General features: G+C 48.4%; 16 protein-coding genes. 11 read left to right on the plus strand and 5 right to left on the minus strand.

The window, feature by feature from the left end; all coding sequences use genetic code 11:
- Window positions 1-40: 40 nt before the first annotated feature.
- The gene (locus H7T88_RS18010) at window positions 41-679 is read right to left on the minus strand and encodes a TetR/AcrR family transcriptional regulator (protein ID WP_260510991.1); all 639 of its coding nucleotides are present in this window, start codon (window positions 677-679) and stop codon (window positions 41-43) included.
- Between the two features lie 293 nt (window positions 680-972).
- Between H7T88_RS18010 and H7T88_RS18015 the strand changes: the two genes are divergently transcribed.
- Together H7T88_RS18015 and H7T88_RS18020 are read left to right on the plus strand one after the other, a co-directional pair.
- Entirely contained in the window at window positions 973-3,204 is a 2,232-nt protein-coding gene (locus H7T88_RS18015) for an MMPL family transporter (RefSeq protein ID WP_221789655.1), read from the plus strand.
- 267 nt (window positions 3,205-3,471) lie between these two features.
- Window positions 3,472-4,425, plus strand: a complete 954-nt coding sequence (locus tag H7T88_RS18020; protein ID WP_090924098.1) for a nucleoside hydrolase — start codon at window positions 3,472-3,474, stop codon at window positions 4,423-4,425.
- Between the two features lie 191 nt (window positions 4,426-4,616).
- On the opposite strand, the gene H7T88_RS18025 is transcribed toward H7T88_RS18020, so the two are convergent.
- The 3 genes from H7T88_RS18025 to H7T88_RS18035 form a co-directional block, all read right to left on the minus strand.
- Window positions 4,617-6,338, minus strand: a complete 1,722-nt coding sequence (locus H7T88_RS18025; protein WP_221789656.1) for a methyl-accepting chemotaxis protein — start codon at window positions 6,336-6,338, stop codon at window positions 4,617-4,619.
- A gap of 313 nt (window positions 6,339-6,651) precedes the next feature.
- Window positions 6,652-7,398, minus strand: coding sequence for a DUF3105 domain-containing protein (locus H7T88_RS18030; protein WP_154890215.1), 747 nt, complete (start codon window positions 7,396-7,398; stop codon window positions 6,652-6,654).
- 321 nt (window positions 7,399-7,719) lie between these two features.
- Window positions 7,720-8,664 carry a zinc ribbon domain-containing protein gene (locus H7T88_RS18035; protein ID WP_154890217.1) on the minus strand — a complete coding sequence of 315 codons (945 nt, stop codon included), beginning with the start codon at window positions 8,662-8,664 and terminating at the stop codon, window positions 7,720-7,722.
- A 331-nt stretch (window positions 8,665-8,995) separates the two neighbouring features.
- On the opposite strand from H7T88_RS18035, the gene efeO reads away from it, so the two are divergent.
- The 3 genes from efeO to H7T88_RS18050 are packed head-to-tail and all read left to right on the plus strand — an operon-like array spanning window position 8,996 to window position 13,249.
- Window positions 8,996-9,892 (plus strand): iron uptake system protein EfeO, encoded by an 897-nt coding sequence (gene efeO / locus H7T88_RS18040; RefSeq protein ID WP_090924102.1) that lies wholly within the window; start codon window positions 8,996-8,998, stop codon window positions 9,890-9,892.
- A gap of 4 nt (window positions 9,893-9,896) precedes the next feature.
- The gene (gene efeB / locus H7T88_RS18045; RefSeq protein ID WP_154890219.1) at window positions 9,897-11,174 is read left to right on the plus strand and encodes an iron uptake transporter deferrochelatase/peroxidase subunit; all 1,278 of its coding nucleotides are present in this window, start codon (window positions 9,897-9,899) and stop codon (window positions 11,172-11,174) included.
- Window positions 11,174-13,249 carry an FTR1 family iron permease gene (locus tag H7T88_RS18050; RefSeq protein WP_260510992.1) on the plus strand — a complete coding sequence of 692 codons (2,076 nt, stop codon included), beginning with the start codon at window positions 11,174-11,176 and terminating at the stop codon, window positions 13,247-13,249. The genes efeB and H7T88_RS18050 overlap by 1 nt, the downstream gene beginning before the upstream one ends.
- A gap of 244 nt (window positions 13,250-13,493) precedes the next feature.
- On the opposite strand, the gene H7T88_RS18055 is transcribed toward H7T88_RS18050, so the two are convergent.
- Window positions 13,494-14,555, minus strand: a complete 1,062-nt coding sequence (locus H7T88_RS18055) for a LacI family DNA-binding transcriptional regulator (protein ID WP_154890222.1) — start codon at window positions 14,553-14,555, stop codon at window positions 13,494-13,496.
- Window positions 14,556-15,060: 505 nt separating this feature from the next.
- Between H7T88_RS18055 and H7T88_RS18060 the strand changes: the two genes are divergently transcribed.
- From H7T88_RS18060 to H7T88_RS18085, 6 genes are all read left to right on the plus strand, one after another.
- Window positions 15,061-15,954, plus strand: coding sequence for an ABC transporter permease (locus tag H7T88_RS18060; protein ID WP_260510993.1), 894 nt, complete (start codon window positions 15,061-15,063; stop codon window positions 15,952-15,954).
- Window positions 15,955-15,971: 17 nt separating this feature from the next.
- Window positions 15,972-16,853, plus strand: a complete 882-nt coding sequence (locus H7T88_RS18065; RefSeq protein WP_154890226.1) for a carbohydrate ABC transporter permease — start codon at window positions 15,972-15,974, stop codon at window positions 16,851-16,853.
- Between the two features lie 50 nt (window positions 16,854-16,903).
- Window positions 16,904-18,511 (plus strand): ABC transporter substrate-binding protein, encoded by a 1,608-nt coding sequence (locus H7T88_RS18070; RefSeq protein ID WP_154890228.1) that lies wholly within the window; start codon window positions 16,904-16,906, stop codon window positions 18,509-18,511.
- 95 nt (window positions 18,512-18,606) lie between these two features.
- A complete protein-coding gene (locus H7T88_RS18075; protein WP_154890230.1) occupies window positions 18,607-20,088 on the plus strand; it encodes a glycoside hydrolase family 32 protein in 1,482 nt (493 codons plus the stop codon).
- A gap of 20 nt (window positions 20,089-20,108) precedes the next feature.
- Window positions 20,109-20,993 carry an ROK family protein gene (locus H7T88_RS18080; RefSeq protein WP_154890232.1) on the plus strand — a complete coding sequence of 295 codons (885 nt, stop codon included), beginning with the start codon at window positions 20,109-20,111 and terminating at the stop codon, window positions 20,991-20,993.
- 182 nt (window positions 20,994-21,175) lie between these two features.
- A complete protein-coding gene (locus H7T88_RS18085) occupies window positions 21,176-25,018 on the plus strand; it encodes a GH32 C-terminal domain-containing protein (RefSeq protein ID WP_154890235.1) in 3,843 nt (1,280 codons plus the stop codon).
- Window positions 25,019-25,872 lie beyond the last annotated feature (854 nt).

Here is a 25,872-nt window from a genome sequence, read left to right on the forward strand (position 1 = left end):
ATGCGCACATGGGTAAGTTGTGTTTACACGTCTAATCATCCTATGGATGTTTAACTGCTCCGTTCAAAAAGAGTCCGACGAGTTCCTCGGCCAGTTCGGCAATCGTATCGTGCATACGGCGTACATCTTCACGGTTGGCTAACATCAACAGGGACGTGAAGGCCTGAGCAAGCAACAAGGGGTTGGCTTCTCTCAAATACCCGTTGTCCATCTCACGCTGGAAATGTGTAGCGAGAACTTCGAAGATACGATGTTCTGCATCCCGAATCTGAGCAAACTGGTCGGCATTCAGATACGTTTCGGCTTCACGCATCATCGTTTCCGTATCCACATGAGACTGTTGCATCTTGGCAGCCGCCACGTTGACCAGCCGTTCGTACAACGTGCCGGGTTCTTCAAGCCGCAGTGTTGTCTGCTGCATACCCATCGCCATCATACGGGTAATGGCTATGGTGAACAGTTCCGGTTTGCTCGAAAAATGATAATAGATCGATGCTTTGGTCACCTGACATAACGAAGCGATCTGCTGAAGGGAAACGGCTTCGTATCCGTATTCCATAAACAGCCGTGAGGCCGTCATTAGGATGTTATTGTAGGCGGAAGCTTGATCTGTACCTGTTTTGGGTCTGCCTGGAGCACGCGTCGGGCGTGCTTCTTTTCTTGTTTTTTTGTTCATCATACTCGACCTCATTTACGGATAAAATACGTATTGTGACTTTTCAAAAAATTAGGGATTGCATAATTAACCTTCCGGTATATATAATTAACTCGATTATATTATGACCCATGGTTCATTTCCATGCCATGACATTAATTTAAAAGCTATTTTTGATAAAAAGATTTCTCGTATGAGTTGAACTATATATTTTGCACAGCTACTTTCCAGGTTATTCTGTCATCGAAGTGTCTGTGCAAACCATCTTTCTGTTCAACTTATATGGATTAAAACAAAACTAGGGAGATGAATAGACCATGCAGGAAGGTTCAGGTTATGGCCGCTTCGTAGCGGGCAAACGAAGTAAATGGGTGACACTGCTCGTATGGATTATCATTGCGGTTGTACTTGGTCTGGTGTGGCCCGCAGTAAATCAGCGTGAGACCAACAACGCACAAGATTTAAGTGATTCGAAACCATCTGTACAGGCCGCTGCTTTAGCGAAAAAGGAATTCCCTGGCGGCGAGGGCTTACCCGCGCTGATTGTCTGGCGTAACTCTGCCGGACTCACAGAGGATCAGATCCAGCAGATTCAGGCGTTAACCGAGCGATTGGATCAAGACCCGGTGGAGCAGCAACAGTCGGTTGTACCGCTCTATCAGCTGCCACCGCAGGCGATTAAAGGTCAGCTTTCGGAAGACGGAAGCACCATCGTCATGCCGCTGTTTTTCAACAAAGATGCCGATTCAGAGCAACTGAAGGCAGGTGTCGAAGGGTTAGAGGAGAAAACAAAAGCCATCTTCGGCATGAATCCATTTGATACGGCTATAGATACTGAAGGCAAGTTAATTGCACGCGTAACTGGACCAGTGGGCATATCGATTGATGCAAGCGGATTGTTCTCATCCGCCGATGTGTCTCTGCTCATCGCAACTGTCGTGCTTGTACTCGTGTTGCTCTTGCTGATCTACCGTTCACCGGTGTTAGCGATTATTCCGATTATTGCCGTAGGCTTCGCCTATATGGTCACTAGTCCGATTCTAGGATTTATGGCGGATCAAGGCTGGATTACAGTTGACGCCCAGTCGATCTCCATCATGACTGTATTACTCTTCGGAGCAGGTACGGACTACTGTCTGTTCATGATCTCCAGATACCGTCAAATTCTCTATCATGAGCAGGATAAAAAGAAAGCTATATTCCAAGCGATTACCGGATCATCCGGCGCGATTGCGATGAGTGGATTTACGGTTGTCGCAGCTCTACTCGTATTGCTGTTAGCTGAATACGGTGCATATCATCGTTTTGCCGTGCCTTTCAGTCTGTCCATCTTCATCATGTTTATTGCAAGCCTGACACTGGTTCCGGCGCTACTTGCCATTTTCGGACGTGGATCATTCTATCCATTCGTTCCACGTACTCACGAGATGGAAGTGGAGCGGGCGAAGAAAAAAGGCAAACCGGCTCCGGCTCCGCGTAAAGTCCGTGAAAGCTGGATCGGACGCATCGTAACGACTAAACCTTGGACGGTTTTGGCGATTACGGTAGTGCTGCTCGGTGGACTAGCTGCATTTTCAACTCAGGTGAAATTTACGTACGACTTGTTATCTTCCTTCCCGGAAAATGTACCTTCCCGCGAAGGCTTTAAGGTCATTGGGGAGCAATTTTCGCAAGGAGAGCTCGCTCCAGTTAAAGTGATCGTGGATGCCGGGGGCAAAGAGACAGATCTGAAAACACGTCTCGAATCACTGGATTATATCAGCAAGGTGGGAGACCCGCAGCAAGGCACGGAGAATGCCAACATTACGGCGTATAACGTAGAGTTCAATCTCAATCCTTACTCCATTGAAGCGATGCAGCATATTCCTGACTTGCGAGCTACGGCCGAAGCGGCATTGAAAGATGCCGGAGTTACTAACTTCGATCAACAAGTCTGGATTGATGGACAGACAGCTGAACAATATGATATCGAAGTCGCTGGAGAGCGGGATGCAAAGATTATTATTCCGGTCGTGATCGGTATGATTACGCTCTTACTGCTGCTCTATCTGCGCTCGGTTGTTGCGACCGCATACCTGATTGTCACTGTAGTCCTTTCGTATTTCTCCGCACTGGGCCTAGGCTGGATCATTATCCACTATGGACTTGGAGCAGAAGCGATTCAGGGAGCCATCCCGCTGTACTCCTTTGTCTTCCTCGTAGCACTCGGCGAGGATTATAACATCTTCATGATCTCAAGCATCTGGCAGAAACGCAAAACGATGCCGCTTCGCCAGGCGATTAGAGAAGGTGTAGGCGAGACGGGTTCGGTCATTACCTCTGCAGGTCTGATTCTGGCGGGTACGTTCGCCGTTCTGGCAACCTTGCCGATTCAGGTGCTGGTGCAGTTCGGGATTATTACCGCGGTAGGTGTTATGCTCGATACGTTCCTGGTTCGTCCGTTCATGGTGCCAGCGATTACAGCGTTGCTGGGCAAATGGGCTTTCTGGCCAGGCAAGTATACGGAGATTGCCGAGAAGCAAGAGAAGAAACCAACCCGATCCCTGTAATTCAGGAGGAGGGGCAGATGGACGGCGGGGCTTGATGCCCGTGGTCCATCTTTCTTTTTACCAGAGGCGAGAGCCTTGGGTTTGTATGTCTGAGATGGAATGGATAAGCTGGTAAAAATGCGCAGGGGATGCTATAGATACGGGATTCTTTGGGTGTGGAAGGTTTACTCGGCTTAGGGTTATGGGACATAATAGAAGAAGCGTCGGCCTTGAGCAGACGGACAAGTTCACATCAATGGGGTAACCAGAGGAAGGATGAAAGCAAGCATGACGAACAAACTGAATGTGTATTTCAATCATGACGGCGGCGTGGATGATCTCGTATCGCTGTTTATGCTTCTGCAAATGGACAATGTAAACGTAACCGGTGTATCGGTTATTCCGGCAGACGGATATTTGGAGCCGGCAACCGATGCGAGCCGTAAAATTATCGATCGTTTCGGGACGTATTCTATTGAAGTGGCTAAATCCAATTCCAGAGGAAAAAACCCGTTTCCAGCTGCATGGAGACTGCACTCATTCTATGTAGATGCACTGCCTGTGCTGAATGAATCCGGCAAAATGGAAGCACCGCTCTCCGCTATTCCTGCACATCAGCATCTGATTGAGAAAGTACGCAATACTGAAGGCAAAACGCTGTTGTTGTTCACAGGCCCGCTGACGGACCTCGCGCGTGCGCTGGACGAAGCACCGGACATCGAAGAGAAAATCGACAAGCTGGTATGGATGGGCGGTACATTTGAACGCGGAAACGTAGAAGAGCCGGAGCATGACGGTACGGCGGAATGGAACGTATTCTGGGACCCGGAAGCAGCTTATCGCGTATGGCAGAGCGGCATCCAGATTGATCTGGTCGCACTCGAAAGCACAAACAAAGTACCTCTTACACCCGCAGTCCGTAACCGCTGGGCAGCAGAACGCCGCTTCGAAGGTGTGGATTTCCTGGGGAACTGTTATGCAGGATGTCCGCCACTGGTGTACAGTGAAACCAATTCCACGTATTATCTGTGGGATGTGTTGACTACGGCTTCCGTAGGTCGCGAGGACATCGTGAAGAAAAAAACCGTGAATTGCATCGTCATTCCGGATGGCCCGAGCCAAGGCCGCACGGTGGAGCAGGCGGACGGACGTCCGGTGCAACTGGTCTATGATACAGATCCGGAAGCATTCTTCACATACATGACTGATTTGGGGAAAAAAGCTGCTCCGCAGCGTTACTAATGATCGGCAGCCGTAGGGCTGACCTTCATGTAAGATTAAAAGACCTTTCTACGATACGCATCAAAGATACTAATCGGTAGAAAGGTAAGAGCTAAAGAAAGCCGCAGGCTGTGTTCCGATGATCGGGAAGAACCCCGATGATGTGGATCACGGCCATGCGGCTTTTTGGTGTGGAGCAAGCGGGCACCGAACTAGATCTTAAAGCGGCTGATCAGGCCATTCAGCTCGCTGGATAAAACACGCAGCGACTCGGCGGAGTCACTGATCTCGCCCATGGATTGCAGCTGCGTTTCGGCAGCCTGAGATACCTTCTGGATGCTGGATGATGATTCTCGCGAGATGTGTTCCATGTTGTCAATGGATGCCGACACTTCCTCTGAGCTTGCTGACAGCTGTTCAGAAGCTGCGGACACTTCATGCAGGCGCTCGTTGATCGTTTCAATGCCGCCATGAATGGAGGAGAACGATTGACCTGCTTCTTGCACAACAGTCAGACCGGATTGCACGGCTGTAGTGCTTGCCGACATATGTTCCGCAAGCAAAGAGGTCTGACGTGTCATCTCGGCAATCAACTCGGCTACATGTTGTGAAGATTGCTCGGATTCTCCTGCAAGCTTGCGGACCTCGGAAGCGACTACGGCGAAACCATTACCGTGTTCACCTGCACGGGCTGCTTCAATACTGGCATTGAGTGCGAGCAGATTCGTCTGTGAAGCAATATTTTTCATCAAGTGGGCAACCGATTCAATCTGGCTGGAGTAATCTGTAAGCTGGGTCGTCGATGCGACCATCTGTACGTTGGCCTGATGAATCCCGTCCATGCTGCGGATGGCTGTATCCAGCTTCGCCTGTCCTTGAAGGGCAGCATTCGTTGTCTGCTGTGATACGTCGGCAACTCTGGAAGAAGAATGAGCAATATGCTGCATGCTACGTGTGATTTCTTCCATGGCTACAGTGACTTCTCCAGCGCGTACCACCTGTTCGGAAGCCCCCTGTGCAGTATGATTCGTGTGCTCTGCAATCCGCTGACTGGCCTCGGCCGTTGCCTGGGAATGCCGGGATACACCTTCTGCGGCGTGAAGCAGGGAATCCGAGCTTTGGCGAATGCCCGTCATGACTTGCCGGGTATCCGTGACCAGGTGTTTGAACTCGGAAGCGAGCTGGCCAATTTCGTCTTTGCGTCCAAGCTCCACGTTGACGGTGAGGTCCCCTTTTCCCACTTCGGTAATGAGCTGTTTCAGCTTCACCAGTGGCCTTGTTAGATAACGTGCGAAAATATACACCAGCAATACACTGAGCAATACAATCGCCAGCGCTGTCCAGACCATCGTGATGCGGTTGCTCGACATGAGTGCATAGACAGCGGTAGAGTCCAGATCTGCGCCTACAATACCTAACATCTTGCCATCTGATCCATGAATCGGTACATAAGCGGTAATCGTAGCCCCGTAATCTTCATCCCGAGTAAGCTCTCCGCGAACCGATGTGTCTTGTGCAAAGGCTTGAAGCATGCCATCGTACAGTGTTTCCTCTTTTGTACCGTATGGGGAAAAATCATCCTCGGCTACATCCGGCGCGGCCCCGTCTACCACGTAATAATACGCAGCCTTTCCACTTTCCTCGCGTGTGCCAAGTGTGTACAAATATTTGAGTCCGTTGGCTTCACGCAACTGGCTAAGTTGTGCGCGCAGCGTATCGTAATACGCCGTTTTGTCCTGCCCCGTGCTGAGTGGAGCATACAGTGTCGTATCGATCAAAGCGGCTGCCCGTTCAGCTACAGCCTGTGCCTGCATCCCCATGGATTGTTCAACCAATTGAGCAGATGCCCGATACATCGTGATGCCTAAAATGGCCCCAGCAGCCAGCATCAAACAGGAAAAAAACAAAAAAATTCGCATAAACAAACTATTCATCGTTCCAATTGCTCCCCCTTGTGAGCGTATATGTTATGTATGCATTTCTACTTCAATTTATCGGCATATGATTGGGAAAGGATTAGGGGAGGGGGCGGAAGTTGACGCTGGTATGTTATGTCGCCGTGTCCTGTTGCGTTCAGTTGTGGGGTCTAACAATCCTGAGAAGCGCTAATTGCTCCTTTTTTGAACAGTTGAAAATGTAACGATTCCTGAAAGACCTTATTTTGCTCAAAAGGATTTTTTTTGAGCTTAAGCACTCCTTTTTCAGAAGATAAGGTTTCTGGAGATCGTTACATTTAAATTTGCTAAGCTACATTGTTCCGCCGCCTTGGCGAATGGATGGCGGGATCTTCTCAGGCCCCTGATTGATGTAACGATGGATAAACGTACCTACCTTGGCATCATCAAACTTGTCCAGCTTCATTGTTTTGGTCCAGGCGGTCACAACGACCTCGCTACCGTCAGGAATATCTTTGTTGGGTACGGCAAGAATGCCTGACCCGGCTTGGCGAAATTTTGCGAGATATTGGAGATGTTCCTTCAGTTCATCACTGGCATTTTCACGATAATAGATGATGATGTCCCCATGCTCCATGTTGTGAACCAGATAAGGATACCCGGGAAAGTCGGTATAAAAGCCAAATTGGATATCATGTGGATTATGTGGCCCCGAGGTTGGTATTTTCATTTCATACTGGATCGGCTCCTCGGTATGGGTAGCTCCATAATATTTGTCATCCGTCACATCGATGGTTGCATTGTTCGGGAGGTCGGCTACATCGTATGTCTTTCCGGCACCTTGAAGGAAAAATACGCCGAAGGCTACGATGGATACAGCGATCAAGGCATGTGCTGTGAGCCGGAGCGAGCGGCTTTTCTTCTGAATAGCTGCTCGCTCATTCTTTTTCATGTGGCTAAGAATTTTGCCGCGTGTACGTGATGCCCAGATATAGGCGGCAATCGAGAGTAGCAGCAGGGCGGCTCCAACAATCAGCCATAGATATGAGGTCCCCGTTTGTTGTTCCATTTGCATATGATCCATGTGGGTCATGTCCATTCGAATTCCTCCGCTTTCGTCAACAAATAATGAATAGTTACACTACATATTGTAGTGTTAAAGGTGAAGCAACATAAAGAAAACATACAGACAAGCTAATAAACATTAAAAACCAAGCAAGAAACAAAGAAAAAACAGTAGAGCAAAGTGACTTCAACTAAATGCTGGCTCATATAAGTAAATACAAACATATTTTTTTACACTACACATTATAGTGTATGGAATATGATCCGCGCAATGTTGCCTTTCGCAAATGAAAAAGACTCCCTCCACAATCGGGGGAAGTCTCCATTTCAGCAATCTTAAGTAAAAGAAACGAATTTACAAGCGTCCAAACGGCGAGAATAACGGGCTAAGTAAGCCAGCTATAGTCGAAAATAACAAACGGTACATTAAGTAAAACAATACAGCATTCACAATCAACACGCTGTACGTGCTGTCAATGGCAGCTTTGGTCCGATTGAGCGGATGCTGGAACAGCACCGTATTCATCGCAACAAACACCATAATATACGACAGCACCAGTAGGGAGATCGCGAACGAGTAGGAGATCACAATCATCAAGTTAGCGAGCAGAAGCGTAGCGATTGCAGGGACCAGCAAGGTTCCGAACTGGGCAACCAGAATTTTGGGACGGAACGTAATCCGTTCCAGCTTAAGTACACCATAGATGAGCGCAACAGCAGCAACCAGAATAATAGCTGAAAACAGGAGCGGGCGCAAAAATCCGCTAACAAATATGCCTTCCGCACCGAGGCGGCCAAATGTGATCAGAACATATGTAGAGGTTAATACAGCAAACAATGCCATCGTTAGCCACCCATTCAGAGCATGCTGTTCACCGACGGTTTTCATCGATTGATACGGACGAGCCAGTACGCTGAGGAAATAGGTCAGGTATTGTTTGCTTACTTCTTTGGCTTGCTGTACTTTTTCATTCTGAACGAAGTTGTTCCACTGATTTCCTGCGCTACCTTGGTTAGTATCGTGATCAGGAGCTTCATGATTACTGGAATGTACCGTTGCTGTTTCTTTTACAAGCGATGGTACAGGTGAAGCCGAAGAAGAGCGTGTAGGTTCTGGTTGATGAGAAGCAGATTCCTTGTTGCTGGACCAATGCGTGTATTCCGAGTCAGCGGAAGCTGAATCTGTGCGTGTTACGGAATCCACAGGATCAGAAGAAGCATGGGTTCCCGTCAGGTTAGAGCCGCACTTCTCGCAAAACTGGGCATCTCCATTTTCATGATTACATACTTGGCATTTCATGTTCATAAGCCTCCAATTTCTTAAATTATGGAACAAGTTAACATTGTGTCTCATTTTAACGTTCTATGACGAACTTTGTCTATGGATCGCAGAATTAAATACCCAAAATAAACCTAATGAAACAGGAGTAATAACCTGCCATATTTTCATATTGACATAAAGATGGGGCGGAATTATGATGTCATTATCGAAATTGATAATCATTATCAATTAAAAGCTAGGGTCAAGGGCGATATTTGTATGTCTGCTCGACGTTCCTGTATCGGTAAAGGATTGTTTGAAGGGTTTGTTGCCTAATTACTGCGTTCATAGGGGAGTGTTCGTGTTGAGAATGAGAAAAAGTGTGACTTTGCCAGCTGTCGTGATGGTGACTTCGGTTTTGCTTGCAGCGTGTGGCAATGATGGAGCGGCTTTGAACAAGGCATCTGAGAAGACAGCTGTAACGAGTGAAGCTCAAACAGCATCTCAGGATACAAGCAAGGGAGGCCAAGAGGCCACTGTTGCAGATTACTCTGTTGCGGTAGAGGGATATCGTACATTTGCCGTAGAGCAGATTGATGCGTTTGTGAAGGAAACCGAGAAGTTTACGGATGCGGTGAAGGCTGGAGACTTGGAAAAGGCCAAGTCGTTATATGCCCCGGCACGTATGTATTATGAACGGATTGAACCGGTAGCGGAGGCGCTAGGTGATCTGGACCCTAACATTGATGCACGTGATGGTGACGTTGAAGCTGCAGACTGGCGTGGTTTTCACCGAATTGAGAAAGCATTATGGGCAGACAAAACAACCGACGGCATGAGCGAATATGCAGACACACTGCTCAGTGATGCGAAGCTGCTACGGGCTAAAGTGGAAACGATGGATATCGATGCAAGTCTGATGGTCACGGGTGCGGTCGAACTGCTGAACGAAGTATCTTCCAGCAAGGTGACCGGGGAAGAGGAGCGGTATTCGCATACGGATCTGTATGATTTTGCGGCCAATGTAGAAGGAGCACGCGAGATTTACAACTTGCTGAAGGATGATCTGGCATCCAAGGACAAAGAGTTGAACCAACAGATTGCGGATCGATTCGATGCGCTGGAGAAAGAACTGGCTCCGTTCAAGGAAGGTGACGGGTACGTTTCTTACAAGAAGTTGAAGGATGAGGATGTGCGCAAGCTAAGCCAGAATCTCGATGCGCTCGCGGAGCCGCTGTCCAATATGGGACAGGTACTGGGAGTGTAGAACGATGACGGAGAACAAGCAGGATTCGCTGAAAAAGCCGTTGTCACGGCGTGAGATGTTGAAGCTGACCGGCGTAGCCGGGCTTGGTCTGCTTATTGGTGGGGGCGGCGCAGGCGGACTGATGGCGCTGGGCCGCAAAGGCTCTTCTGTCGCCGCTGTAGAACCTGCGGCGGCTGATAAGGGATTGCCTTTCTATGGCAAGCATCAGGCAGGTATTATTACGCCCGCGCAGGATTTTATCTGCTTTGCGGCGTTTGACGTTACCGCAGGCAGCGTGGAAGAGCTTCGCCGTCTGTTCCGGGACTGGACGGCAGCCTCGGCTGCCATGGCTTCCGGACAGATGATCGGCGAGCACAACACCACGCTGAATACGCCCCCCACCGATACGGGGGAGGCGGCAGGCCTGACACCGTCACGTACCACGTTGACGTTTGGTGTGGGGCCGTCTTTGTTTGACGGGCGCTTCGGCTTGAAGGGACCGAAGCCGCGGGGACTGCGCGACCTGCCGGCATTTGCCGGGGATGCGCTGGACCCGAAGTGGTGTGGTGGCGACCTGTGCGTGCAAGTCTGCGCAGACGATATGCAGGTCGCCTTCCATGCGATCCGCAACCTCGCGCGTATTGCGCGAGGGCATGCGGTGCTGCGCTGGACCCAGGAGGGCTTCCAGCGCACAGGCCGAGCCGCCCCCGCGGGTGGAACACCGCGCAATCTGCTCGGCTTCAAAGACGGCACCGGCAATCCGGATACTACGGATGCCGTTCTCATGGACCAGACCGTCTGGGCGCAGCCGAGTGACGGTCCGGGGTGGATGGCCGGCGGCAGCTACATGGCCGTCCGCCGGGTGCGCATGCGTGTGGAGGTCTGGGACCGCTCCACCTTGAAGGATCTGGAGGCGACGTTTGGTCGCCACCGTGATAGCGGCGCGCCGATTGGCAGCCGTGGAGAATTCGACCCGGTGGATCTGCAGGCGAGATCCACCGATGGACAGCCCTTAATCCCGGCAACATCGCATCTGCGGCTCGCCAAGGGAGACGGGAGTCAACAGATCTTGCGCCGCTCGTACTCGTATTCGAGCGGCCTCGATGCCAAAACAGGCCAGCTCGACGCAGGCTTGCTATTTATTAGCTACCAGCGGGATATGGACAAGCAGTTTATCCCCATCCAGACACGGCTGGCGAAGAGTGACAAGCTGAATGAATATACGGTGCATGTGGGTAGTGCCGTCTTTGCCTGTTTCCCCGGATGCAAACAGGGTGGATATATCGGGGAGATATTGTTCTGATGATGCGGCGAAGCGGATATACAGGCATCGTTCGAGAGGAGCATGGCCAACATTCAGGCAGCGAGCAGAGGGGGAGCGAACCACGGATGAAGACCAACGGCACATCTACCACAGCCACATTTTCATCCGTTAGGGAGCACAGCAGAAGATGTCTGCTGCGTGTTTCATTATCTATACTCGTATGCCTCGTCCTTCCTTTTGCATGGGCGGGAGGAGGTTTTTTTGCAGCAGCTGGAGATGCTTCTGACAGCAGTACCTATACCTTAGGAGCGATTACTTCTGCTATTTTCGGTGATGTTGCTCATGCGTCCGGTGCTCAAGCTTCTACTGTACAAAAGGAAAGGGCTAAGCTGGATCAGCTTAATGCCCTGCTTCCTCCTGTAGGCAGTGCACTGGTAGAGGCGGGTCAGGGCAAGCTGGACGAAGCCAATCGGGATGTAACGGAGTTTCAGACGTTATGGCAACAGGCGGCACAATTGGAGCCGGAGCAAAATGCAGAGAAGGTGACTGCATTAGCGGCGTCCGTAAATGATGCACTTGTCAAGGTTCAAGGAGCGCTGCAAGACAAAGACACGGATACAGCCAAGAGCGCACTGGCTGACCTTGCAAGGGCAGTTAATGCCTACGTAGAAGCATTCCAAAGTGCGCAAGGCAGTAGTGACGCAGGCCGAAAGGCGGCAGCACATTTACTTCCGGATTCCCGCAGTAGTCTTGTCGCAATGCAAAAAGGAGACTGGCCACTGGCAGAGCGTACGTATAAACGAATCGTTACTTCCTGGAAAGGCACGGAAGCTCCGATTCGTAAGGATCACTTTGGTGTATACAGCCAGCTTGAGAAACAGATGAGCCTGATTCGGATTGCAATGCAAGCTGAACCGCGCAAGGAAACACAGGCCATCCAGCAAATGAACGAAATGGTGACGCTTCTGACGGATTACAGTATGGGTACACTCAAGGATGGAGAACTGGATAAAGAAGCAATCAACGCTGGTTCTGCATCGCTAGCTGATCTGTTGCAATTGCTGGAACAGGTGCAGCAACAGATTCAGGCCGGGGACAGCTCAGGAGCGGCTACAGGCATGGAAGAGTTTATTATTGCTTGGCCGTCCGTGGAAGGACAGGTGCAGATATCATCCCCTGCTTCGTATACCGCAACCGAGAATGATATGACGGAAGCATCGGGATATCTGGTATCTAATCCGCCGAATACCGCCAAAGCCCCCGACGTTGTAATGCGTATGATCGAACGGCTGCGGCCACTTACGGCTTCCACCTCTTACACAGCATGGGATGCGGCGCTGATTCTTTTGCGAGAAGGACTGGAGGCGATTCTGGTCTTGGCCGCTTTGCTAGCTTATGCCAAGAAGAGCGGCCAGCCTGCTGCACATCGCTGGATCTGGGCTGGTGCGGGCAGTGGCTTGCTGCTTAGTGCAATTATGGCTATAGTGTTAACACTGGTGCTGGCTGCGGCGTCTTCAGGCAGTACACGCGAAATGATTGAAGGTTACACCGGACTTGCGGCGGTTGTGCTGATGTTGACCGTTGGACAGTGGATGCATAGCAAGTCTAACGCACGCTCATGGAACAGCTATGTAGAACGTCAGGTTGGAGGGGCGCTTGCCCGAGGAAGCCTATGGTCGCTTTTTGCGGTAGCCGGGCTTGCCATATTAAGAGAGGGTGCGGAAACGACCAGCTTCTACATCGGAATGGCTCCTGCTATTCAGCTATCCCAGCTGCTTATCGGAATCGGTATAGCCCTGGTCATTCTTATTGTTCTCGCAGTAGCTATCATTCAGTTCAGTGTGCGTCTGCCCGTGCGTTGGTTTTTCCTTACAGCAACGCTGCTAATCTATTATCTGGTGTTTCGTTTTCTGGGTGAGAGCATACATGCCCTGCAGGTGTCGGCAACACTCCCTGCACATGTGGCCCCTGATCTGCCTGCTCTCAGTTGGCTTGGGTTGTATCCAACGTGGGAAACCTTTGTTCCGCAGATGGCGGTATTGCTCTATATAATTTTTAGTCTGATTCGCACCGAGAAACGTTCGATCAAGGGAGCTTCGAAAGCTTCTGTGTAAAACAGAGCTGCAAGAGCTGCAAATCAATGGAGAGATAAAATGGGTGAATTTCCCTGCCGCAACGGACAAGGACATGGGGAATAGTCACTGTTTAGCGGACATGATCAGTCATACAGAAAGCCGTATCCTTCACGATTCATTAGATGTGAGAGATACGGCTTTTTGTTTTTAGGAGAACAGATTCTTAGAAGGAAAGCAAGGTTAAGGTTGAAATGAATCCTCTGGATAGCCCTATATAGACAGATTAGACAGTCTGTGGATCGGCTTTCATTAATGCAGGAGTGGACTCTCTGATAATTGGTTTGGTCACAATATGTGAAATTTGATATGGCTGGGAAGGATTATGGATGCGGGATAACAGCATCTCCGCAGCCTTGATGCCCATTTCGTTGCTATAGATATGAACTGTTGTTAATTGTGGCTCAATAATTCGTGATTCAGGTGCGTTATCGAATCCACATACAACGATATCCTCCGGAACGGTAATTTTCCTCGCTCGCAGTGCCCGAATCATATCGACTGCAATAAAGTCGTTGGCACAGATATAAGCCTCAGGTAGTGACTTCAGTTCGGCCACTCGCTTGTTCAACCAGCCGGGCTTGGAGAAGCACAGACGGTCATTATCCACAATGCAATGGGATAGATCGACTTGTAGCCCTGCTTCCAGCATGGCTCGGTGATAACCGACCCATCGTTCGTTAAAGCTTTTGCAATGATTATAATCCCCGGCAAAACCAATCGTGTTGCATCCGCCCTCAATGAGTTGTTTCGTCATCTGATATATGCTGTGCTCGTTCTCCATCAGTAGCAAATCTGCCTTAAACTCCGGGTAACATATGTTGGAAGCGCAATCGATAAAGATCGTGGGGATGCCCAGATCGGTAATCAGTTGTGTATATTTCAAGTCAAACAATTCGATGCATATGATACCGTCCACATTGGCAATATCGAAATTATTAGGTAGTGCAAGTGCATCCTGATCCATCTCACGAACGATATGAATCGAAAGATTGTACCCTTCAGCGCTGATTCTTTTTTCCAGACCACTAATCAACAACGAGCCAAAATGAGATGTGTTAGGCAGATTTTCCGTTAACAAGGCAATGTTGCGTGGTACTTTGGTTACAATATGCTCGCTTTCCATATAGGCGAATTGTTTATATTTAAGTTCGATTGCTTTCTTAATCACACGATTACGTGTCTCTTCCGGGATATTCCCGCTGTCATTCAGGGCTTTGGAAGCTGTATTTCTGGAGAGGCCCAGAGCATCCGCGATGTCCTGAATCGTAACTTTTTCTTTTGCCATCTCGTCCTTCACCTCGAATTAATCAAATGATCGTCCATAGTATGATCTAAGTCAAATGTATAATAGATCGGATTAAATAGCAATCTTAATTTTACATATGCACAATTTAGTTTACATTTTAGGTTCGTATAGTTCGCTTGTTTTTTCCTTTATAGTCCACTCTTGTTTACACTGCTAAGTTCTTTTTTCTTGTTTTCACAGGGAAAAGAAGCGTTTTTAAATATGTGAACTAGCGTTATTTATGCGTTTCTAAAACGTATAGTTTAGAAAAGAACACAAAAATGTGTTCGCATGCACAATTTATTTTTACATAATGTATTGACTAATGCCTATATTTACTGCTAAATTGTAAATCAATAAATAAACAATTGTAAATTTGAAAGCCCTTACTACAAACAATTGTAAACTTCAGGATGGAATGGAGGTCAAAGTGTTGGATAACACGATGGATACCCGAAAGGGTACAGGGAGGGCATTGAAAGATAGGACATCAGTCAGCCACAGGATGCAGCAATTCAAGAAGCATTATTTTTTGTATATGTTGCTTGCACCAGCTCTGATCCTGACCCTTATCTTCAAATACATCCCGATGTACGGAGCCGTTATTGCATTTAAAGATTTTAGTCCGATCAAAGGTATCATGGGCAGTGAGTGGGTAGGGTTAAAGCATTTCGAGAAGTTTTTGGCTTCGCCCAATTTTGATGTCATTTTTATGAATACGCTTAAACTCAGCTTTTTTGGGTTGATATTCAGCTTTCCGGTTCCCATTATACTTGCGCTCATGCTGAATCAGGTACGGAAAGCCGGCGTGAAGAAAAATATTCAATTGTTTCTGTATGCACCCAACTTCATATCGGTGGTTGTCGTTGTTGGTATGCTGTTTATTTTTCTGTCACCGACAGGGCCGATCAATCAAATTGCTACATGGATTACGGGTCAGCCGATCATGTTCATGTCTGAGCCGGAATATTTCCGCTGGATCTACATTTTGTCGGACATTTGGACCGGAGCAGGCTGGGCTTCCATCATCTATGTTGCTGCCTTGGCTAATGTTGATCCTGAACTTCACAATGCGGCCAATCTGGACGGAGCAAACCTTATTCAGCGTATTCGCCACATCGATCTTCCAACGATTCGTCCGATTATGGCTATCGTCTTTATTCTTGCTGCTGGTGGGATCATGTCCATTGGATTCGAGAAGGCCTACCTGATGCAAACGTCCATGAACCTTCCTTCCTCCGAGATTATCGCCACGTATGTCTACAAGGTGGGCTTGCAGTCCGGGGATTACGCTTATTCTGCCGCAGTGGGATTGTTCAACTCGGTCATCAATGTCATATTGCTGGTTACTGTGAATCTGATCGTAAAAAAATTGAATGAAGGCGAAGGTCTTTATTAAGGAAAGGAAGGTTATCCATGGTCGTCAAACATACGGGACTCGATCGTCTGATCCTCGCACTAAACGCGATTTTTCTTACCTGTGCTGTACTGGTTGTGGTCGTCCCCCTGGTTTACATCGTTGTGGCCTCATTTATGGACCCGACGGTGCTGCTGAACCGGGGGTTATCCTTTAATGTATCCGACTGGAGCCTGGATGGGTATCAGATGATTTTGTCCAATCCAGCCATGATCCGAGGTTTTGCGAATGCGGTGCTGTACTCGGTTTCCTTTGCATTGCTGACCGTAACCGTCTCCATATTTGCAGGCTATGCCTTGTCGGATGAAAGGCTGGCCGGACGCGGTTTTTTCATGATTATATTCATCATTACGATGTTCTTCGGAGGCGGATTGATTCCAACGTATCTACTTGTCCGTAATCTAGGCATGCTGGATACCGTGTGGGCGATTATCCTACCTGGTGCCGTCAATGTCTGGAACATCATTCTGTCCAGAACCTTCTTCAAAGGCGTACCACGGGAGCTGAAAGAAGCCGCTAATGTCGATGGTGCTTCTGAGATGAAGATTTTTTTTCAGATCGTCATTCCTTTATCCAAACCCATTATTTTTGTCCTCGCGTTGTACGCGTTTGTAGGTCAGTGGAATTCCTATTTCGACGCTATGATCTATCTGGATAATCCGAACCTGCATCCATTACAGCTCGTACTGCGTTCCATTCTGATTCAGAATCAGGCTGCACCGGGCATGATTAGTGATCAACTGGCCATGGCGGAACTGAAACGTCTCTCTGAAATGATCAAATATTCAGCGATTGTCATTTCGAGTCTGCCACTCATCATCATGTATCCGTTCTTTCAGAAATATTTCGAGAAGGGTGTCATGGTAGGTTCGCTCAAATAATGAACAGCTAGAATTATTGTTACCCAACACAACCCAAGGAGGTCATTATCATGAAAAAAGTAAGCAAGTCCCCAAAAGCCGTTACTACCGCATCTATTGCCATGCTGTCTACGATGCTTCTGCTTTCAGCCTGTGGCGGGGGTGGAGGCGGTGCTGCGAGTGAAGCCCAGTCACCTGATGGCAAAGTGACATTGAATTTTATAACCCAGAGCTCTCCGCTGGCCCCCGCTGATCCAAACGATAAGCTGATTAACAAAAGACTCGAAGAGAAAACCAATGTGCATATCAACTGGAAAAACTATACGAGTGATGTGTTTGCAGAAAAAAGAAACCTGGCGGTAGCCAGCGGTGATTTACCAGATGCCATTTTTGATGCAGGTTATGGGGATTATGATCTTCTGAAGCTGGCGAAGGACGGGGCCATCATTCCACTGGAAGATTTGATTGAGCAACATATGCCCAACTTTAAGAAAGTGCTGGAGGAAGCACCCGAGTACAAGAGCATGATCACAGCTCCGGACGGACATATCTATTCGTTCCCCTGGATTGAGGAACTTGGCAGTGGCAAACAACGGATTCAGGCGGTGGATAACTTACCCTGGATCAACGTGGAATGGCTGAACAAGCTCGGACTGAAGATGCCGACAACAACCGAAGAACTGAAAGATGTGTTGATCGCATTCAAAACCCAGGACCCGAACGGCAATGGCAAAGCAGACGAAATTCCGTTGTCTTTCATTAACAAGCCGGGTGGAGAAGACCTGACCTTTCTCTTTGCGGCATTTGGTCTTGGGGAGAACTGGGACCATACCGTGGTGACCAATGAAGGCAAAGTGGTTTTCACAGCAGCTGATAAAGGTTACAAGGAAGCGGTCCAATACATTCACGAACTGGTTAAAGAGGGTCTTGTGGATGTGGAAGCATATCAGCAGGATTGGAATACGTATCTGGCCAAGGGCAAAGACAACAAGTATGGGATGTATTTCACTTGGGATAAGGCCAACATCACAGGCATGAATGATACCTATGATGTGCTTCCCCCCGTTGCTGGACCAGGTGGCGAGGCCAATGTGACAAGAACGAACGGAATCGGCCTGGATCGGGGACGCATGGTCATTACGAGCAGCAACAAAAATCTGGAATCAACAGCGAAATGGGTGGACCAATTGTACGATCCGCTACAATCGGTACAGAACAACTGGGGAACGTACGGCGATGAGACACAGCAGAATATTTTTGAATTCGATGAAGCCAAGGGGATGCTGAAGCATCTTCCGCTGGAAGGCGCTGCTCCTGTTGAGCTTAGACAAAAAACAAGTATTGCAGGACCGCTGGCGATTCTCGACAGTTACTACGGTAAATACACAACCAAACCGGAAGATGCCGCATGGCGTATGGAGCTTCTCGATAAAGTTATGGTTCCACACATGAAAGCGGAAAACGTCTATCCAAGCGTGTTCTTTTCCATTGATGAACTCGACCGCCTATCTACCATTGAGACGGATTTGTTCGCTTACGTACTTCGTATGCGCACGGAGTGGTATCAGAATGGAAAGGTCGATCAGGAGTGGGACGCTTATCTGAAAGAACTGGATCGTCTTGGATTGCAAGAATGGCTTCAGATTAAACAAGCGGGATATGACCGCAACAACAAATAAAACAAACTGAATGGGGGACTCTGCCCTACATAGCAGCTATTGTGCGAGTGAAGCAGGGTCCCCAACCACGGGTTTGTCCAAAGGAGTTAACCAACATGTCTACAATTTCAACTTCTGATTACCGGAGCGTCTATCATTTCTCACCCAAGGAGAAATGGATGAACGATCCGAACGGAATGGTATTTTTCAAAGGCGAGTATCACTTGTTCTATCAGCATCATCCGTTTGGCACCACATGGGGACCGATGCATTGGGGACACGCGGTAACTAAAGATTTTCTTAACTGGGAAGAGCTTTCTGTGGCTTTGGCCCCGGATGAACATGGCATGATATTCTCTGGCAGTGCAGTGGTGGATTGGAACAATACTTCTGGATTCTTTGATGGTGAGCCAGGATTGGTAGCGATTTTCACTCATCATTTAGAAGTGCCGAACGATCACCCAATTCAGCGGCAGAGCCTCGCCTATAGCAAGGATAGCGGCAGAACATGGGTGAAATACGAGGGTAATCCAGTGCTGGAGCATGAGTCGTTCGTGGATTTCCGTGATCCCAAAGTATTCTGGCATGAGCAGACTGAGGAATGGATCATGATTATCGCTTGTGGTCAAACGGTATGTCTGTACCATTCTCCTAATCTAAAGGATTGGACATTTGGCAGTGAGTTCGGTGCAGGAATTGGTTCGCATGACGGCGTATGGGAGTGTCCTGACCTGTTCCCGCTAGCAGTAGATGGGGATTCAGGGAAGGAAAAATGGGTGATGCTTGTTAGCATTGGTGCAGATCCTGCCTTCAAGGAAGGCTCCAGAACCCAGTACTTCACTGGAGAATTTGATGGAATGGTATTTGTTCCAGACGAAGCTTCGCATACCGTTCGCTGGCTAGATCATGGCCGGGATAATTATGCAGGAGTCAGTTGGTCGGACATTCCGGCAGAAGATGGCAGACGTTTGTTTATGGGCTGGATGAGCAACTGGATGTACGCCAATCAGACGCCAACCGAAGATTACCGCGGCGCAATGACGATTGCGAGGGAGTTGACATTGGAGACAAGGGACGGAGAAGTCATGCTGGTTCAGTATCCTGCACGTGAGCTGGAGCAGGCCCGCAAGCCCGTATTGTCGCTACAGAATGTGTCGATCAGACAAGTAAGCGAGCAGTTGAATGCATTGCAGCTTGTGAACTATGAGATTGATGCGGAATGGCCTTCAGCATCCTCCGTTCAATTTGTACTACGAAGTGGTGCGGATCATGAAACGCTTGTAGGTCTGGACGCCGCGCAGGGTGAAGTATATGTCGATCGCAGTCGATCCGGTATTATCAATTTCCATGAGCATTTCCTGGGTCGGCATACGGCCGGGTTAAAAGCGGTGAGTGGCAATCAACGTTTGCGTATCTTTGTGGATCATTCCTCCGTAGAGGTATTTGCCAATGACGGTGAGGCAGTGATTACCGATCTGATCTATCCGGATGCGGATTCCATAGGAATCGCTGTTCATGCCGAACAGAATGATATGATATTTAATTCGCTTCATATCTATGAAATATCCCCTATCCAAGCCAAAGGTCAGTCGAAATGAGCGCAAGGGGGGACAGGGAAATGCGGATAGGAGCTATTGAAGCGGGCGGAACAAAGTTTGTCTGCGGAATAGGTAACGAACAAGGGGAAATTGAAGATTGGTGCAGCTTTCCAACGGAACCTCCGGATACCACACTTGCGAAGGTTATCGACTATTTCAGGAATAAAGACATTGCAGCTATCGGTATTGGCTCCTTTGGTCCTATTGATCTGCAACCGGGCAGTCCCACCTATGGCTACATTACAACGACTCCGAAGCCGGGCTGGGAAAACTGTAATGTTGTCGGAACCTTGAACAGTGAATTCGCGATTCCATTCGGATGGGATACGGATGTGAATGCAGCTGCCCTAGGGGAAGTCACCTGGGGAGCAGCGCAAGGCATGGACAACTGTGTGTATTACACCATCGGTACAGGTGTTGGGGTCGGACTTGTGGCGGGTGGCAAGCGCGTGCATGGATTATTGCATCCTGAGGGCGGCCACATCCGGACGAGAAGGCACCCAGAGGATCATTTTGCCGGATTATGCCCGTATCATGGAGACTGTTTGGAGGGGATGGCTGCAGGCCCGGCCATTCAGGCCCGCTGGCAGCGTCCAGGTAGTGAACTTCCAGCAGACCACTCGGCATGGGAGATAGAATCCTTTTACATTGCAGAGTCTGTTACGACCGCGATACTGCTTCATTCGCCGCAAAAGGTCATCTTGGGCGGTGGAGTGATGCAGCAACATCATCTGCTTCCCATGATCCGGGAGCGGGTTGTACAGAACCTGAATGGATATTTGAATGCAGCTCAGATCACGCAACATATCGACCAATATATTGTCCAACCCGGATTGGGACAGCACGCCGGACTATGCGGTGCTCTTGCATTGGGGTTGGAAGCGTTCAGCAACAAGCCATGTTGAATCCATAGTATTTGATCCTTTGTATCCCATAGGAGATGGTTGCAGGTTTACTTTTGCTTCAGCGTTTTGCATGGGAAGTCGCAAGGCTGAATGTATGCGAAATGTTCGCTTGAAGAGACTGCTGCGCCATCCCTTATGGGATTTTTGTGTCATCCACTACAACAGGAAAAGAGGGAATGCTCATGAAATGGATCTTCCGATCCATCAGTTGTGTTCTATTATCATGTGTCCTTGGTTCATCTTCTGCAGGAGTATATTCGACCGCCGTTCTAACGGATACCGATAGGGATACTCAGCAAGGAGGAAAGCAGACATCTGAGGGATTAGCGAAACAACAGGGAAAGGGGAGTGCCGTGTTGACTGATGGGTCCAAAGCAGATACCAATCTATCGGATTGGACATTACGAGGTAGAGGCAGTCTGGAAGATACGGATGAAGGACTCCATCTGACTTCGGATGAAGGGGAGAACGTAATGGCTGTATCAGCCACAAGAGCCGATAATTTTATTTATGAAGCTGATGTGAAGATTCAGAATATGAAGGCTGATGCCAGTCTTATTTTTCGATCCAATGATACAGGCTGGTCTTCCTATATGCTTCAAGTCGTTCCAGAGGCTGGTGTGATACGTCTAAGAGATGCAAGCGGGCAGCCGGGAACATTAAATGTAGAACATAAGACGAGTCTGCAATTGGGAGGTATCTATCATCTGAAGGTAAAAGCGGACGGGGGGAGCCTTCTGGTATATTGGGATAATCGGTATGACCCGGTAATGGATGTAAAGGACAGTACCTATTCTTCAGGACATCTGGGGCTCCATGTATGGGATGGATCGGCTTTATTCCAGAATGTGCAGGTGAGTACCATGAATAACAACATAGGCAAAATAATTAACAGTACAGGCGATTGGCAGCCGGATGTGAAAGGTTATCGAGGGACGGGAGACGCTCCGGGAAAAGGAAGGGTTATTTACGAGAAGATGGCATCTGATTTTGTATATGAGGGAAATATATCCATGGCACATACGAATGCAAGTTCCTCGGCGGCATTGTTAATCAGGGCAAATACAGACGGAACGAAAGGATATGAAGCACTTTTGATGAAGGAAGGAGAAGAAGTTCAGGTACAACTTCGAAAAGCAGATGGTACTGTACTCGCCACTTCGAATCTGAAGTACCCAAGTGAGCCGGGAGCGAGGCATCACATCGAAATTATAGCTTCGGGTAGCTCGATTCAGGTGTATGTGGATGGTTACAGCCCTCCGGCTGTTGAGGTCACAGACACGAGTTATGCCAAGGGGAATGTCGGACTTGTGGTTCAACAAGGTATGGCTTATTTTCAGGATATCTTTGTGACGGAAGAGTCCAATTACTACAAGGAGAACTATCGACCGCAGTACCATTATTCTCCGATTCGGGGATCGGTCAGTGATCCGAATGGACTGGTCTATTACGAAGGGGAGTATCATCTGTTTCATCAGGATGGAGGCACCTGGGCTCATGCGGTGAGTACTGATCTTATAAAATGGAAGCGCTTACCTATTGCCTTGCCTTGGAATGATCAGGGTCATGTGTGGTCGGGATCAGCGGTTGCTGATCTAAGCAATACATCGGGTCTGTTCACGAATTCAGGTGGGAAAGGTCTGATTGCGTACTATACTTCCTATCATCCGGATAAACCTGGCGGCAATCAGCGTATCGGTCTCGCGTACAGCACCGATCAAGGTCGGAATTGGCAGTATGCTTCAGATCGTCCAATCGTGATTGATAATCCTGGCCAGAATGGCGATGATCCGGGAAGCTGGGATTTCCGTGATCCCAAGGTTGTACGGGATGAGGAGCATAACCGCTGGATGATGGTTGTGTCTGGCGGAGATCACATCCGGTTCTTTACATCTACGAATCTGCTCGATTGGACGTTAACCGATAACTTCGGATACGGCAAATACGTTCGTGGTGGTGTATGGGAGTGTCCCGATCTCATTCAGCTACCTGTAGATGGAACGGGGCAGCAGAAGTGGGTGCTGATGATCAGTACAGGTGCGAATCCCCAAACTCAGGGATCTGATGCAGAATATTTTGTGGGCGAGCTGACAGCGGAAGGGAAATTTCTGAATGATCTTCCGGCAGGTCAGGTGCTAAGGACGGACTTCGGCAAGGAGTTCTACGCATCGATGTCCTTTGCAAATATGCCTGATCAGCGGAAAGTCATGCTTGCATGGATGACGAATTGGGATTATCCGTTTGCCTTTCCAACCTCTACCTGGAAAGGGCAACTAACCATACCGAGAGAAGTATCACTTCGAACCACGAACGAAGGAGTTCGTTTGGTACAAACACCAATCCATGAGCTTCAGACACTGCGGCAAAACCTGTACAGCACGGAACAGTTGAGGGTAGCACCTGAATCTCAAAATCCGCTTGATGGCCTTACCGCAGGAGCATATGAAATTGAAGTCGAAGTGGAAATTCCGGCTAACCGTGCTGTAACCGAGTTCGGTTTTCATCTGCGTCAAGGGGAGGGGCAGAAAACCACAGTAGGATACAGGGTGGATCAGCAAAATATGTTTGTGGACCGTACTGCCTCGGGGGACGTGAGCTTTTCCGACTTGTTCACCAAAGTTCATGAGGCTCCGTTACCACTGGAGAACCAGAAGGTTAAACTACACTTATTTGTGGATGAGTCCTCCGTTGAGGTCTTTGGCAATGATGGCAAGGTTGTTTTCTCGGATGTCATTTTTCCAGACCCGGCGGGAAGAACAATGGCTTTCTATAGCCTTGGCGGGGAAGTGAAGGTGAGTTCCATGAAGGTGTACGCCTTGGACAATATGTGGAAAGAGGGCACATCTCCCGGGATTCAAGTCTTTGCAGATACTCATAGAAGAACAGCGAGTATAGGGCAGACCCATACGTTGTACGCGACGGTGGAGGGCGGACCGGGAAAAGGTGTTCAACCGTTGAAATGGAAAGTAAGTGATCCTAAAGTGGTGAAGATCGTTCATTCTGACCAAGCAAAAGCGCTGGTTCGTGCTGTAGGCAAAGGAAAAGTCTGGGTGACGGCCTCGACGGCTAATGGTAAAGCTTCTGCCATAATCCCTATTGTGGTATCCAGTGGCACATTTCATACCAACCTATCTGGCTGGAAGTCGGATATATCATCTGCCGATTGGTTTGTTACTGACCAAGGTATGCAGGGCAATTCAAGCGGTGATGCACAGTATATTGCTCAGGAAACGGCAGGAGATTTCCAATATGATGTGGACCTGAAGCTGGGTGCACAGGGGGGAGCAGGCTCTGTTATATTCCGTGCAAGCGAGGATGGACGAAGCGGTTATTACTTGAATGTGGACCCCAACATGAAGGCCGTCCGACTTTTTTATAAAGTAAACGGGAGATTCGAAAATCGGCAGGTACTTGCCCAAGTTCCGAGATTCATTCGTAAGGATCAACCGTATCATATTCGAATTCAGGCAGATGGTCCCCGGATTCGGGTTGATGTTGATGGAGAGCGAATGATGGACATTCAGGATGGGACGTTTGCGGAAGGACATTTCGGTGTTCATGTATTTGGAGGAAGTGCCTCCTTTCAGCATGTGAATGCAACCCATAGGAAGAAAGCCGAGTTGGAGCAGGTGATCATTCGTAACGCAGGACGTTCTGCTGTGATTCAAGCTGTTCTAACTGATGAAGGAGAAGGTATAAAGGTTACTAGTGAGGCAGAGAATGTAAGTGGAGGTTTCAAATGGGTGCTGGTACCAACTGGGGATGAGTCTGGCTCTTACTCTATTCGAACTTTGAACGGAATGGCGCTGGATTGGGATGTAGGACAGAATCGCATTCAGCTCTATTCGTATCTCGGGTATGCGAATCAACGTTGGCACATTTCCAAGAACGAGGATGGGACGATACGCATTACCAGTGCTCATAATGGGAACGTACTCGGCATAACTGAGGACGGGTCAAAATTGGTGATGGGTGAACTCCTTGAAGATAACGAGCATCAAAAGTGGGTGCTGAAGCAACAGTAATGGTTATAACGAAATCTCGAAGGAGCTATTCGGATTTGGTACAACTCTCCTGAGAGTGACCATTGATCAGAACATAGTCTTATATAAGAAGAAATTCCGGGAGAAGCTCGAGCAACACATGGGTTTGCCTATTTAAGCTATATTGCGGAAATATGATGCGTCCACCCAGTGAGCGATCACGAATGTGATTCTGGAACAGGCCTAGGATGGATCAGCAGAATTCATTTTTGCGGTGACATCCAGCGGCGTAATCCGATTCACGCTCTATCTCCGTAAAAATTCATATTCTGGTGTCTGCCTTCGGATTGATTCTGAAGCAGAAACCGATGATGTATCGGCAGCGGGTGTCGCTTTCCTCTGTTTAGGAAGAAGAGTGTTCTTGTTTATACAAGAATGCTTTTCTTTTTGTATTTTAAGTCGAAATAGCCCTTCGTAACACAGTCAATTCTTCGCAAATCAGGAAGACCATTGGATTGCTGTTATCCCCAAAAATTTTTTTGCCTTTAATTAAGGTGGAAATCTGTGGATAAAGGCGAACCCTTCGTTACTCCAGGTTCATTCTGTCTTCTACGCAAGATGTGTTATCCATGTCGTTCAACTTAATGGTTGGGTTGTTCTTGCCTTGATGAGCGGTGCAGCAAAGGATCATTGTCTGTGTAGCCGATATCATCTCGCCAGTGAGGTTTTAATTTGAGGAATTGTTAAGTTGCTCTTTTAAACTTGTTGGAGCAATTCTCGATTCGGTAATCATCTTGAATCCCCCTCATTCTTAAACTACACTGATTACATATGAATTGATAATTAGTAGTTTAGAATACGTGTTAAATAGATACTACGAATAGATTAGAACTTGA

The organism is Paenibacillus cucumis (ex Kampfer et al. 2016), from assembly GCF_019748695.1.
In the GTDB taxonomy this organism is placed as follows: domain Bacteria; phylum Bacillota; class Bacilli; order Paenibacillales; family Paenibacillaceae; genus Paenibacillus; species Paenibacillus polysaccharolyticus.